Source organism: Rheinheimera gaetbuli (assembly GCF_054781935.1).
Genome location: NZ_BAAGTL010000008.1, coordinates 408,329 through 421,356 on the forward strand (window position 1 = coordinate 408,329; position 13,028 = coordinate 421,356).

Here is a 13,028-nt window from a genome sequence, read left to right on the forward strand (position 1 = left end):
TTTTAGTCATTTTGTGAATAGTCTCAAGGTCAGCTGTTGTGGTTTTACTGCGTTGTTACATAAACCGTTACACTTTTTCAAACTGTGTTTGATAGTGTCGTCAGTAATAGCATGCTAACGTTACGATTTTTATATACTATTTAAGTGTTTGATCAGGAGAGATATTAATGAAACCGGTTGCCTACTCTGCAATATGTGCAACATTATTTGCTGCGCATTTTGCTATTGCCACTGACATGTCGCCACCTGTTGCGGTGCAGCAGCCTTATACCGTAACCTCACCAAACGGTGACCGGCAAGATCCCTACTACTGGTTGCGTGATGACAGTCGCACCTCACCGACGGTGCTAGATTATCTGCACCGTGAAAATGATTACGCTAACCACTATGCCAGCGCCTATCAACCGTTAACCGATAAGCTGACAGCGGAAATTATTGGCCGCATCAAACAGGATGATAGCTCAGTGCCTTATACCAAAGGCGACTACAGCTACTACCGCCGTTATGAAACCGGCAAGGAATACCCGATTTATCTGCGCAAGGCGTTAAAAGACGGTACTGAGCAGGTCATGCTGGATGTAAATGAGCTTGCCAAAGGTAAAAGCTATTATGCGGTATCGAACTGGCAGGTTAGCCCGGATCAAAACTATATTGCTTACATGGAGGATGACAGCGGTCGCCGACAGTACACATTAAAAGTGCGGGATCTGCGGACCGGTAAGGATTTACCTGATGTGTTAACGGGGTTATCGTCAAGCCTGGCTTGGGCTAAGGACAGCAAAACCCTATATCTGGTAAAAAACGACCCGGTAACTTTGCTAAGTACACAAGTGTTGCAGCACATGCTGGGACAAGACCCAGCCAAAGCTAAGTTAGTCTATGAAGAAACCGACAACAGTTTTTATATGGGCGTGGGTAACACCACTGACGATAATTATGTCTTGATCTACACCAGCAGTACCGTATCCAGTGAGATACAGGTAATGGATGCCAGTAAACCTGGCAGTGCTTTTAAAAGCCTGGCGCCGCGTGAGCGCAACGTAAAGTACAGCGCTGAGCATTTAAATGGCCGCTGGATTATTCAAACCGACTGGCAAGCGCCAAACTACCGCATTATGACTGTTGCTGCTGATAACATTGGCGACCGTAACCAATGGCAACCGCTAATCGCTCATAACGAAAAGGTGTTCATTCAGGATTTTACCGCTTTTGACAACTACCTTGCCATTAATGAGCGTAGCGACGGTTTACGCCGCATTAAAGTGATGCCATGGAATGCACCGGATAAAGCATTCTATGTTGCCTCAGACGAAGCGGCTTATGTTGCCGGCTTTGAAGTTAATCCGCAGCAAAATACTGACGTGTTGCGGTATACCTATACCTCGCTAACCACACCGGCCAGTGTATTTGCACTGAATATGCAAAGCGGTGAAAAGCAGCTGTTAAAGCAAACCGAAGTACCGGGTGGCTTTGACAAAAACAACTATGCTACTGACCGGGTATGGGCCACAGCACGTGATGGCGTAAAAGTGCCGGTGTCTCTATTGTATAAGAAAGACTTCAAACGCGATGGTACGGCACCGTTGTATCAGTATGCCTATGGCTCTTATGGTAGTTCATCTGATCCGCGTTTTCGCGATACGGTATTGTCGCTGGTAGACCGGGGCTTTGTCTATGCGATTGCCCATATTCGCGGCGGCCAGGAAATGGGCCGGCACTGGTATGAAGATGGCAAACTGCTGAACAAAATTAACACCTTTAACGACTACATCGACGTCACTGACTATCTGGTTGCCAACAACTATGTTGCGAAAGACAAAGTATTTGGTATGGGCGGCAGTGCCGGCGGTTTGCTAATGGGCGCAGTAGCCAATATGGCACCACAAAAATACCGTGGATTAGTAGCGCACGTACCTTTTGTTGATGTGGTTACTACTATGCTCGATGAAACTATTCCGCTGACCACCAATGAGTTTGACGAATGGGGCAACCCGAAACAAAAAGCTTACTACGATTATATGCTGTCGTACTCACCCTATGATCAGGTAAGTAAGCAGGCATATCCGGCTATGTTGGTCACCACAGGTTTGCATGACTCTCAAGTTCAGTATTTTGAGCCGGCAAAATGGGTAGCAAAGTTACGCACTCATAAAACGGATACTAAGCCGTTGTTGTTTAAAACCACGATGGAAGCCGGTCACGGCGGTAAATCTGGCCGTTTTGCCCGCCAGGCACAAATTGCTGAAGAATATGCTTTTATCCTTAATCTTCTGGGGATAAACCAGTAAGGTTACAGCAGCATATCAACCGGGCTTAGGCCCGGTTTTTTTATCTAAAACTGTCCCTTATGAAAGATAAATTGCAGTCAAATGCAAATAAGATCAATTATCATTTGCAACTAAATCTGAGTTAGCGTAAAGTGCAGTCCGCTTGTTAATAAGAATTATTATCATTAGGAGCTGCAATGTCTGTTTCAGTTAAGTCTGCCGCATTGGCTGGCGCCATGCTGGTTACCAGTTTCAGTGCGTTGGCACATGTGCCTTATTTAAACCCGACCAGTTTTGAACCGGTTAGAGGTGGTTGGGTAAGCCTGGATGCGGCTTTTGCCGACCAATTTTTTCTGCCCGAAGCGGTGTTTGACAATAGCAACTTTGTTGTTCTGACACCGTCCGGGCAAACACAAGCGCCACTTAGTGTGCACTATGCTACCACCCGCACAACCGCCGAGCATAAAGTAGATGCCGACGGCACTTACCGTTTTAGCACCGGCTTGCGCTATGGCGCGGTGTTTCACACCTACGAGCTAAATGGCGAGCGCAAAAACAGCCGCGACCCCGCCTTTGTGTTGCCAGCAGGGGCTAAATCTATCGCCCATTTTCAGGCCGTTACCCGTGCAGAAACCTATGTCAGTAAAGGCGCACCGAATCATGCAGCGGTAAAAGCGACCGGCGATGCGTTAGAGCTGGAGTTCTTAAGCCATCCAAATGACCTTTATACCGACAGCACAGTGCGCGCCCGTGTGCTGTACAACGGCAAGCCATTGCCGCAGCAAAATGTTAATGCCTATCTGGTGGCCAAGGGCGCCAATGATGAACAGGCAACCTATCAGCTAACCAGCGACAGCGCCGGGGTTATCAGTTTTGTGCCACAACAACAAGGCAGTTACCTGCTTGTTAGCCGTTACCGCACGGCTGCGCCCACTACCGCTAAAGTACCAACCTATAGCTACACCTACAGCGTTGTGCTGGAAGTGACTGAGTAACGGAGATGATATGAACAAGCCGCATTTATTCACCGCCCTGTTTTTAGCTTTAAGCAGTGCTTATCTGGCCGGTTGCAGCAGTACTGTTGCCAAAGTAGAGCTGACAACAGCACAGCAACAGCAGCTGGCCAGTGAGCGGGCCGGCCATTTACGCCAAACCCATGTGCGTTTTAATGCGTTAGATAAAGATGAAGACGGTTATATCAGTCGTGCGGAGTTTAGCCGCTCTGGTGATTTGGCGTTTGAGCGTATGGACACCAATAAAGATGGCGTGTTGTCTGGCGCCGATCCCAAACCGGCGCCGCGCGGTGAAGATACCCGAGCTGAGCAAACCAGAGCAGAGCAAAGCCAGCAACAAGCTCCGCGCGCACAGCAACCACGGCGTGAGCGCCTGCTGCAAATGCCGACCACGCATTCTGTAGAGGGTATGCTGGCAATGTACGACAGCAATAATGATGGCAGGGTAAGCCGCGCTGAATATGAGCAAGGCCGTGCCGCCCAGTTTGCCGGTGTCGATACTAACCGCGATGGTGCACTGAGCTATGACGAATATGTCAGTGAATTTGCTGATCGGCTGGACCAGCAGATTGCCCGCACTGTGACTGAGCGCACCGCGCTCAGTAAATAAACGCCGCAGGAGAGTATTATTATGCAGTACACCTTATTGGCGCTGGCAATTAGCCATGCCATTGCTTTACCCTTACTTGCACAAACGGCTGCGCCTGAGCTGGATACCGTATCGGTAACCGCGCAAGCACCGCAAACAGCCAACAGCAAACAATCTCAGCAACTTGGCGCCACTGAGTTACAGCAACAACAAGCGCAAAACATTGCCGATGTGGTACGTTTTGTACCGGGCGTTGCCACCACCGATATGGGCCGTTTTGGTAGCAACGGCTTTAATATCCGCGGCCTGGACGGAGACCGGGTGGCGATCACAGTTGACGGTTTATCGCTTGGCGAAACGCTGGACCCGCCAACCTTTGTTGCCTACGAATTTTTTCGCTCTGCCCGCGGTGGCGTCGATATTGATGCTCTAAAACAGGTTGAAATTATCAAAGGTGCTGATGCCATTGCGGCTGGCAGTGGTGCTTTGGCCGGTGCTGTACTATTTGTTACCAAAGATCCGGCTGATTATTTGCAGTCACAAGGTGATGACAGCCACCTGGGGTTAAAAGCCGGTTTTAGCGGCTTGAATGATGAAACCTCGTTCAGTACCACTCTGGCAAACCGCAGCGGTAAGCTGGAATCCTTGTTGGTGTATACTCGCCGGGATGGGGCAGAGAACAAAACCTCCCGCTCCGGTGAAAATATCAGCGGTGCCGGTCGAACTGTTGCTGACCCACTGGATTACAGCAGTGACAATATTCTGGCCAAGTTGCAATACCAGTTAACTGACACTCAGCGGCTGGGCTGGATTGGCGAATATTTCACACAGCATAGCGAGTTGGATAACCAGTCCAGGCTGGATAATGTTTATTTATCGCGCCGTGGCGATGATGATATCGAGCGCAAGCGCTTTGGGCTGCAGTATGAATGGCTGGCAGCACAGACTTTTGCTGACAGCGTCAATGCTACCCTCGATTACCAGTCCAACTACAACAATGGTTTAACCACTATGTTGACCACTGGCTGCAGCGGTGCAATCAATGGCGGCGTATCACCCTGCCTGCGCAGTGAAGATCGTGACTTTAAACAACAGCAGCTTAAACTGGCGGTAGCGCTGGACAAAGAACTGTTTGGAAACAGCCTGCACCAGCAATGGCTTTATGGTGGCTCAATTGAGCAGCGTAAAGTGGAATATTCGGCTATCGACCGGCGCTATATCGGCCAAACCGGCGAGCTGGCCAGCCCACCGGTAATCGACCCTGACCAGGTGCCGCAAACCGATGTAACAGCTGTTAGCCTTTATGGCCGCGACATCATTAAGCTGGCGCCGCGCTGGACATTGAGCCTGGGCGGACGTTTTGATGCACTAAAATACCGCCCGCAGTTTGACGAGCAGTTCAGCGACAACACACAAACTATTGCTGATGTTGATTTTTCGGCCTTTACCTGGCAAAGCAATCTGACGTATCAGTTGGACACGGCACAGCAAGTTTGGCTGCAAGCCGGGCGCGGCTTTCGCGCTCCGACGGTAGCCGAAATGTACGCACCAACGTCTCTTGTTAGCCTTACTGAAAAAGCCTCAGGGCAACTGGTTGAAGGCTTACTGGGAAGTATAGCTAACCCCGATTTAAAAGCCGAACGTAGCCTGAATCTGGAGGCGGGTTACCGTTATCAAACCGATAGCCTATTGTTGGCGGTGTCAGTGTTTAACGATCGTTACAGTGACATGATAGATACCGTAGTGCTGCTGCAAAACCCGGATACAGTATACGAGAGCTGCTTCCGTGGTGTTTGTACTGAATCACTGGGTAATCAATACACCACTATGGCTAATACCGGTAAAGCCGACGTAGAGGGTGTAGAACTGGAAGCAGGTTGGCGTATCAGTGGCGCGCTCAGCTCACGGCTGGCACTATCGTATAACGATGGCGAAACGGCTGGCGGCCAGCCTCTGCGCAGTGTTAACCCGGCGTCAGCGGTATTTGGCCTGCGCTATGATGCCGCCAATTGGGATCTGACGGCAAATATTAGCTACAGTGCAGCGAAGAAAGCCAAAGACGCTTACAGCGCTGATAGCAGTGATGCTGCAACTTACCCGTATCTAACCGACAGCTACACCATAGTCGACTTAATGGCCAACTACGATATTAGCCCGCAATGGCGCTTAAGTGCCGGTATTTACAACCTGTTTGACGAAGAGTATTACCAGTGGCAGCGGGTAAGGTTTGTCACTAATTGGGTGGGCAGTGGTGCGCGTGGTGGCGTGCTGCCAGGTGGTGACGGTTTACAGCGTTACAGCGAACCGGGCCGTTACGCTAAACTGGCCATCAGCTACAGCTTTTAATGTTCTCTCCCACCGCTATGCAACCGCTGGTGCAAAGCCTTCCCCCTGCTGCTAAAGCAGGGGGCTTTTTGTTGACACTGGGCACGGTATTAACCGCACATATGTTACCGCTGTTTTGGTATCTGGCCGCGAACAGCAGTGCGCCAGCAACCCAGCCGCCAGTGTTAACCGGCGTATTTGTGCAACAGCCTGCCTCGCAAGCTGCTTCAGCGCCGCTACAGCACAAGCGGCAACCAGAACTCATGTCAGAACCAGACCACAAGCCAGAACGTAAACCCGGATCTGTCAGCGCGCCGGCAAAGGCCGCTGCGGTTAAACACGCCAACGCAATATCAGTTAAACCTGATAAGGCTGCAGGCAAACCGAGCCTGCCGGCTACAGCTAGCGCACGCCAGCCGGAGCCTGTTTCGTCAGTTGACACGGCGACTGTTGCCGACAATGCGGCAACGAAACATAGCTCAGCGGCGAAAGCCGCGCCGGTATCAGCACCATTGTTAAATGCAACGGCGCACGACAATGCGCCACCGCTCTATCCGCAGTTATCCCGCAAATTGCGCGAACAGGGCACCGTAGTGCTGGAACTAACTGTGCTGGCCAGCGGCAAAGTAGCAGACGTCACTGTGCAACAAAGCAGTGGTTACCCCAGGTTAGATAAAGCTGCGTTGTTGGCGGTACAGCGTTGGCGTTATCAACCGGCTCAGCGTGGCGCTGAAGCCATAGATTACCGTTACCGCCAGCGGGTGGAATTTTCCTTAACCGAAGGAGTTAATTAAGGATGCAACTAACAGATAATCCCTACGGCATATCGGCGTTATGGGCACAAAGTGATTGGGTTATTAAAGGTGTGGCAATGTTATTGCTACTCATGTCCGTTGCCAGTTGGAGCGTCATTATCTGGCGCAGCCTACAGCTATGGCGTTTGCGCCCGGCCAATAACGCCTCGCGCGATTTTTGGCATGCACAAAGTTTTGCCGAAGGTTTGCAGTTGCTGCAGCCTGGCAGCAGTGCCAGCCCATATCGCATGCTGGCCGAAGAAGGTCAGGCGGCGGTAGATCACCACCGTCTGCATAAAGCCGATTTACATGGCCAACTTAGTTTAAATGACTGGCTTAGTGCCTGCCTGCGCAATGCAATTGACGACAATGTACAGCAATTACAACGTGGCTTGCCGGTGCTTGCATCCGTAGGTTCAACCGCGCCCTTTATCGGCCTGTTTGGCACGGTGTGGGGCATTTATCATGCGCTGGTCAGCATTGGTGTATCTGGTCAGGCCGGTATTGATAAGGTAGCAGGCCCGGTCGGCGAAGCGCTGATTATGACTGCCGTTGGCCTGGCAGTCGCCATACCTGCGGTGCTGGGCTATAACGCTTTGCAGCGGGCGAATAAAGCCGTAATCACCCGACTTAGCCGCTTTGCCCATCAGTTACATGCCTATTTTCTTACCGGTGCGGCACCCAAAGCCAATCTGAGTTTGCTAAATGTTAAACAGGAGAGTGCGTAAATGGCGTTTTCTATTGATTCGCCGGATGATGACATCATCAGTGAAATTAATATGACACCGCTGGTGGATGTAATGCTGGTGCTGCTGATTATTTTTATGATCACCATGCCGGTATTAACCCAATCAGTGTTGGTGCAGCTACCGCAAGCCAGTGCTGAACCAGTTGCAACGCAACCCGACAGCATTGCCATCAGCGTGCTACGCGATGGCAGTGTACAGTGGAACAGTGAAGTAGTAACGGCAGCACAACTGCAACAACGGCTTACGCAAGTCGCCGCACAGCCGCAGCAGCCACCGCTGCAACTAATGGCCGATAAAGCGGTGGAATACCAGCATGTGCTAACAGTGATGGCGCTGGCACAGCAGCTGGGCATTAGCCAGCTGGGGTTTGTTACTGAACCGATTAGCCTTATCTAACTGTGCCTCTATGAGCCGAAATGTTGCTGCCTGAGTTGTACCAGGGCCGCTGCGTAATCTTGCTGCCACTGCTGTAGCTCACCTGCACTGGCGTTGTCGGCTAGCAATTGTTGTTTCAGGCTGGCGTATTGTTGTTGTAGCAGCGCGCGTTGTTGCAGGTACAGCTGGCGCTGCTGCAGTTGGCTGGCTTGGTTTGCTTCGTGTTGTGCCACTTGCTCAGCGTCGGCGCCAAAGTAGCGTTGACGTAGCTGTGCTTGCCAGCGCAGGCGTTCGTCGCCGGGTAGATCGGTCAGCATATCCAGAGCCTGTTGATACAACAGATCGGCGCTGAATAACGGCTGCAACTCTGGTGGCAGCTGCTGTTGCTGGGCAAACAGCGCTTCCAGCCGTTGCGCAGCGTCTAACTGATCACGCTGTGCCAGCAATTGGCCATAGGCAAAGCGCTGAGCTGCCCATTGCTCTTCCCGGCCAAACAGGCTGTCGTAATCATCGGCAAACAAGCGCTGACGAAGCTTTTTTACTTCATCATACTGGGTCGGTTTATCCAGGCTGTTGTCCATCACCAGCTCACCCAGCAACTGCTGATAGTCGTGATATTGCGCTAGCAACTGTTGTAGCCAGGCTGCCTGTTCTGCACTCAGTTGATGTTGATATTGAGCCAGTGTCTGCTGGCATTGCTCAGGCCCGACTTTTTGGCAATTTGCCCAGAACTGATGCAGCCACTGCTGCAGATTTTGCTCTTTGGTGTGTGTTTGCATCTGTTGCAGCGCCGCCCGGATTTCAGCCTTTAGGCGCTGTTGTATGCCAGTAACACGCTCGTCAGCTTGCTCCGCTGCAGGGTGTAGGGAAGGTATTTTGCCTGCCATCGTTGTATCAGATCCGCTGTTTATGGCCGGACTCTGGCTTAAGGGCAGAGCAACACCAATGTCATTTTGCGTGCTGCTGTCAGCATATAGCCATAGCAGTGTTGAACCAAGTGCCGTTATGGCAATCAGAGCAAGCCATTTTTTCATCATCATGTCCTGGTTGCAGGCCGTTGGTTGATAGCGTGTTTTGCACAAGGTTTAGTCAAAACGGAACTCACCCAGTACGGCAAAATGATCCGACAGATCCCACTTGCGCCACAGCGCATCACTAGTGCTGCGCAGTACCCGTACATCATTACCGGCCTGACGGGGCTGACGATGCGCAGTGCTATATACCAGATAATCCAGATATTCCACCGTGTCGTAACTGGCGGCGTAGTGGTTTACCCGTGGGTCAAAAGTCGAGGCGCTATAGCCACTTATCGCAGGCACAACAGCGCTAAGGTTGCTTTGCATCTGGCTGTAGTCGTCGGCAAAGCGCAGTTTATTAACATTGAAGTCGCCACCATAAATTACTGCATCGGTGGACGGAATAAGCTCGGCGGCGACATGCTGTTGCATTAGCTTAAACTGGCTTTGGCGCATCTGTCTGGCGGCGTCGGTATCAAAAGACGCGGCGTGGGTATTCACCAAATGATAGCCCTGACCGTTTTTAATTACTTCCGCATAAATGTAGCCTTTGTCGGCAAAACAGTCGGTGCCGGTACAATCGGGGTATACCACATAATCGACCTGGCCCAGGGGGTAGCGGCTAACAATCACCACACCACCGTTGTAAACGTTAATACCCGATAACGGTGCGCGCAAAATTTGTGTCTGGTAGGGATACTCGTTTGCCAGCTCGCGCAGCATGGCTGGGCTGTCAGATGAAAAGGCTTCTTGTAAAAACAGTACGTCATAGCCTTTTACGGCAGCGGGCAGTTCTGTCAGGCGCGCGCCGATATCACTGGCAACCAACGGCAGGGCATAGATGTTGTAGGTGAGTATTTTCAGCGTGTTTGCACCTGCTAGTGGTTCCTGCGGCGGCAGGTTGCTAATGGTGTAGTAAAAGTCATCATAGCCGCCGGTAAATTGTGCCGCGAAAGCCTGAGTGCTGGGCCGGTTCTGATAAGGTGCCTGATAGCGATGTATATTGCGGTCCGTAAACCAGGGGGCCTGATTGTTTGTGGTGGTGATACTGTGGCGTATGCTGCTGCCAACCCAATTACCTGTCATTTGCTGGCGAGCAATAACAGTAGAGCTGCCAGCGGTGATCTGGGTATCAAATTGATAGGTTTTACCTCTTTTAACACCGACATTACGGTTAAATGCCAGAACCCTGGCCGTGGCATAAGGGGCAATTTCTGTTGCTTCCTGTCGCCACTGGCTACCGGCTGTTAACCGGCTACTACCCGTTTGTGCCACGTTAATTTGCACAGTTTCAGGCGTAGAATTTGTGATAAATACATAGCTGTCAGCATAAGCCACGCCCGATAGGCTCAGGCTGATAAACAATAAACCGTGCAGCCAATTTTTTAACGGTAAAGTCGATAGTAAGTGCATAGGGATCTCTCTGGTTTTCTAGTCGTGCAGTAAGCCAATAGGCAACGCCAAATACCTTAGAATAGAAAAATGCACTTTAGGTAACACTTTGGTGAATAATTAGTGAATTTTTGCTGAGGGGTAGTCGTGTATTAACTAAAAAAATTGTAATACAACTTGCTAGCTTAGTAGCTCTGTAACTGTTTGGTAATTGCCGGTAAATGTGGTTGCAGGCTACGGTTGACAATATGGCACATGGCAAAGTCGGCAACTTTTTGCCAAATAATATGTTGCGTATCAGCCTGTTGGGTTAAAAACTGCTCTGCTGTGCGGCTGTCTTCCAGAACTATGTCTACCCGGCCTTGCAGCATTAGCCCAAAGGCTTGGGCATCACTATTTACCAGCACTCTTACGCCGGCAAACTCTTGCTGTTCGGCCATTTTAAAGCCGCGGATATGGCTTATCAGCAACTCATTGCGTTGTTGCCAGTTCATTAACCTGGTACTGCTCAGGCTGTAGGCATTTAGCTGCAGTGTATCCAAAATTACCGGTACTACCAGCAGCTCAGCATAGGCTTCATCTAACTGACAGATGCGAAATAAGTCTGCATCAATTTCGCCATCTTTTAACAGCCGCAAACGCCGCTTAGACGGCAGTGGAATAAACTCGGGTTCAAAGCCCAGCTCAGAATAAATTTGAGTAAGGTGCAGCTGCAGTTTTTGCCTGATGGTGGAATCACCCAGCGGCATACCAATACGCACCGGTTGTGCAGCTACAACACTAAAAGCCAACAGATTTAATAGCAAGGCACCAATTTTCACAAGGCTATCTCATTAGTATGGTCTTGTGAGTATAGCTAACTGTGATGCCAAAATAAAAAATCCCCGGTCTGGCCGGGGATATTTATGAATAACTTAATATTAATACTTAGCGGCCACCCCTTCTGCTGGCAGGGCGTTTAAAATAAACTCGCGTAAATCGTCGTTGGACTTTTTCAAATCTTCATAACGCAGGTACATCATATGGCCGCTGCGGTAGCCTTTAAAACTAAGGCGGTGTTTCATTTTGCCGCTTGGGTCCAGCTGCCACATATTGTATTTGCCATCAAAGTAGTTAGTGGCGCCATCATAATAGCCTGACTGGGTTAGCACTTTTAAGTAGGGGTTTTGTGCCATCGCCTGGCGCAGGTTTTCACCGGTGTTGTCATCACTTCTGTCCCACGGGTGTACCGGGCCAAACATATTGTATTTAATATCAGTTTTGTAGTTCAGCTCGTTTCGCAGGTAGTAGTTAATGGCCGGCGTGAACGAGTGTAACCAGGACGTCAGCTCGGCGTTGTAATCCGGTCGGTCGCCAGCATCGCGTTTATCAATACCTAAATAACGAGAGTCTAAACGGCCGACGGTCTGGCCGCGGTCACGCAGCAGTTCTTTCCAGTAGTAATTGGTAGGAATATCCAGATTATTTTGTAATACCGCCTGCAGCGACAAGCCGGAATAGCGGGCAACTTGCTGTGCTACACCCTGTTTTTCCTCGTCGCTTATGGCATTGCCCTTGGCTAACGCCGGTAGGTACTGGTTTAAGGTGAATTGCTCAACCTCTGGCAGAATGTCGTACAGATCTTTTTGCTGTAGTTCATTGCTCAGCTTGTTGTGGTACCAGGCTGTAGCGGCGAAGTAGGGTAAGCGGTTAGCAGCTTTTACCGGGCCTGCGCGGTCTATGCCCAAATCAGTGGGTGATACCAGCACTACACCGTTTAAGTACATCCACTGCTGGTTTTGCAGTGCCAGTGCCAGGCCAGATACACGCGTTGTGCCGTAGCTTTCACCGATTAAAAACTTCGGGGACTGCCAACGTTCATTGCGGCTAACAAAGGTATTAATCCAATCAGCCAGATACTTCACATCGGCGTTGACGCCAAAAAACATTTTTTGCTGCTGATCTTTGCTTGGCATTTTACCGTCTTTACCTGGCAAGACACGTGAGTAACCGGTGTTAACCGGATTAACGAACACGATGTCAGCGACATCCAATACCGAATAAGGGTTGGTTTTTACGCCATAAGGCTGTAACGGGTAGCCTTCGTCATCGACATTCAGCACTTTAGGGCCAGTGTAGGCTACATGCATCCATACCGAGGCCGAGCCCGGTCCGCCGTTAAACGAAATAAGCAACGGGCGCTTACTGCGATCTTTAATCTCGCTACGCTGGTAGTAAGTATAAAACAAGGTAGCGGTAGGGTTGCCCTCGTCGTCCCATACAGGCTGGGTGCCGGTTGTGGCGCTGTAACTAAAGCGTTTACCGTTCACCTCAGTTTTATGCTCAGTAATCACGCTGGTGTCAATTTCAATCTGTCGCTCTGTCGCCGGTAAAACAGTACTGCACAGTAACAACAGTAGTGCTAAAGGTGTGGTCAGTTTCATTTATCCCCTCGGGTTATCAGGTACTTTTATTGTTAACGCCTTCTTGTTTACCGTAAAACCTGAGTAAATACAAAAGGCATGCGGC

At 50.3% G+C, this 13,028-nt stretch carries 11 protein-coding genes; 7 read left to right on the top strand and 4 right to left on the bottom strand.

The genetic code is table 11. The annotated features are described in order from the left end of the window. The first annotated feature begins 167 nt into the window (after positions 1 to 167). From ACYVIC_RS08775 to ACYVIC_RS08805, 7 genes are all read left to right on the top strand, one after another. Positions 168 to 2,288: a S9 family peptidase gene (locus tag ACYVIC_RS08775; RefSeq protein WP_460859117.1), complete on the top strand. Its 2,121-nt coding sequence runs from the start codon at positions 168 to 170 to the stop codon at positions 2,286 to 2,288. A 176-nt stretch (positions 2,289 to 2,464) separates the two neighbouring features. Next, the gene (locus ACYVIC_RS08780) at positions 2,465 to 3,262 is read left to right on the top strand and encodes a DUF4198 domain-containing protein (RefSeq protein WP_460859119.1); all 798 of its coding nucleotides are present in this window, start codon (positions 2,465 to 2,467) and stop codon (positions 3,260 to 3,262) included. Between the two features lie 10 nt (positions 3,263 to 3,272). After that, positions 3,273 to 3,890, top strand: a complete 618-nt coding sequence (locus tag ACYVIC_RS08785; protein WP_460859121.1) for an EF-hand domain-containing protein — start codon at positions 3,273 to 3,275, stop codon at positions 3,888 to 3,890. 21 nt (positions 3,891 to 3,911) lie between these two features. Then, a complete protein-coding gene (locus tag ACYVIC_RS08790; protein WP_460859123.1) occupies positions 3,912 to 6,215 on the top strand; it encodes a TonB-dependent hemoglobin/transferrin/lactoferrin family receptor in 2,304 nt (767 codons plus the stop codon). Continuing rightward, positions 6,215 to 6,988: an energy transducer TonB gene (locus ACYVIC_RS08795; RefSeq protein ID WP_460859125.1), complete on the top strand. Its 774-nt coding sequence runs from the start codon at positions 6,215 to 6,217 to the stop codon at positions 6,986 to 6,988. Before ACYVIC_RS08790 ends, ACYVIC_RS08795 begins: the two co-directional genes overlap by 1 nt. A gap of 2 nt (positions 6,989 to 6,990) precedes the next feature. Then, positions 6,991 to 7,716 (top strand): MotA/TolQ/ExbB proton channel family protein, encoded by a 726-nt coding sequence (locus ACYVIC_RS08800; protein WP_460859127.1) that lies wholly within the window; start codon positions 6,991 to 6,993, stop codon positions 7,714 to 7,716. Continuing rightward, positions 7,717 to 8,133, top strand: a complete 417-nt coding sequence (locus tag ACYVIC_RS08805; protein ID WP_460859129.1) for an ExbD/TolR family protein — start codon at positions 7,717 to 7,719, stop codon at positions 8,131 to 8,133. Positions 8,134 to 8,141: 8 nt separating this feature from the next. On the opposite strand, the gene ACYVIC_RS08810 is transcribed toward ACYVIC_RS08805, so the two are convergent. The 4 genes from ACYVIC_RS08810 to ACYVIC_RS08825 all read right to left on the bottom strand — a co-directional run bounded on the left by ACYVIC_RS08810 (position 8,142) and on the right by ACYVIC_RS08825 (position 12,943). Beyond that, the gene (locus ACYVIC_RS08810) at positions 8,142 to 9,146 is read right to left on the bottom strand and encodes a lipase secretion chaperone (protein ID WP_460859131.1); all 1,005 of its coding nucleotides are present in this window, start codon (positions 9,144 to 9,146) and stop codon (positions 8,142 to 8,144) included. Between the two features lie 51 nt (positions 9,147 to 9,197). Further along, positions 9,198 to 10,541, bottom strand: a complete 1,344-nt coding sequence (locus ACYVIC_RS08815; protein WP_460859133.1) for a sphingomyelin phosphodiesterase — start codon at positions 10,539 to 10,541, stop codon at positions 9,198 to 9,200. Positions 10,542 to 10,705: 164 nt separating this feature from the next. Continuing rightward, positions 10,706 to 11,341 (bottom strand): hypothetical protein, encoded by a 636-nt coding sequence (locus ACYVIC_RS08820; RefSeq protein WP_460859135.1) that lies wholly within the window; start codon positions 11,339 to 11,341, stop codon positions 10,706 to 10,708. A gap of 99 nt (positions 11,342 to 11,440) precedes the next feature. Then, positions 11,441 to 12,943 (bottom strand): S10 family peptidase, encoded by a 1,503-nt coding sequence (locus ACYVIC_RS08825; RefSeq protein WP_460859137.1) that lies wholly within the window; start codon positions 12,941 to 12,943, stop codon positions 11,441 to 11,443. Positions 12,944 to 13,028: the final 85 nt, after the last annotated feature.

Bases quoted from the DNA above. Each gene is read 5' to 3' on its own strand.
- ACYVIC_RS08775 (WP_460859117.1), top strand. From the start codon at position 168: ATGAAACCGGTTGCCTACTCTGCAATATGTGCAACATTATTTGCTGCG.
- ACYVIC_RS08780 (WP_460859119.1), top strand. From the start codon at position 2,465: ATGTCTGTTTCAGTTAAGTCTGCCGCATTGGCTGGCGCCATGCTGGTT.
- ACYVIC_RS08785 (WP_460859121.1), top strand. From the start codon at position 3,273: ATGAACAAGCCGCATTTATTCACCGCCCTGTTTTTAGCTTTAAGCAGT.
- ACYVIC_RS08790 (WP_460859123.1), top strand. From the start codon at position 3,912: ATGCAGTACACCTTATTGGCGCTGGCAATTAGCCATGCCATTGCTTTA.
- ACYVIC_RS08795 (WP_460859125.1), top strand. From the start codon at position 6,215: ATGTTCTCTCCCACCGCTATGCAACCGCTGGTGCAAAGCCTTCCCCCT.
- ACYVIC_RS08800 (WP_460859127.1), top strand. From the start codon at position 6,991: ATGCAACTAACAGATAATCCCTACGGCATATCGGCGTTATGGGCACAA.
- ACYVIC_RS08805 (WP_460859129.1), top strand. From the start codon at position 7,717: ATGGCGTTTTCTATTGATTCGCCGGATGATGACATCATCAGTGAAATT.
- ACYVIC_RS08810 (WP_460859131.1), bottom strand. From the start codon at position 9,146: ATGAAAAAATGGCTTGCTCTGATTGCCATAACGGCACTTGGTTCAACA.
- ACYVIC_RS08815 (WP_460859133.1), bottom strand. From the start codon at position 10,541: ATGCACTTACTATCGACTTTACCGTTAAAAAATTGGCTGCACGGTTTA.
- ACYVIC_RS08825 (WP_460859137.1), bottom strand. From the start codon at position 12,943: ATGAAACTGACCACACCTTTAGCACTACTGTTGTTACTGTGCAGTACT.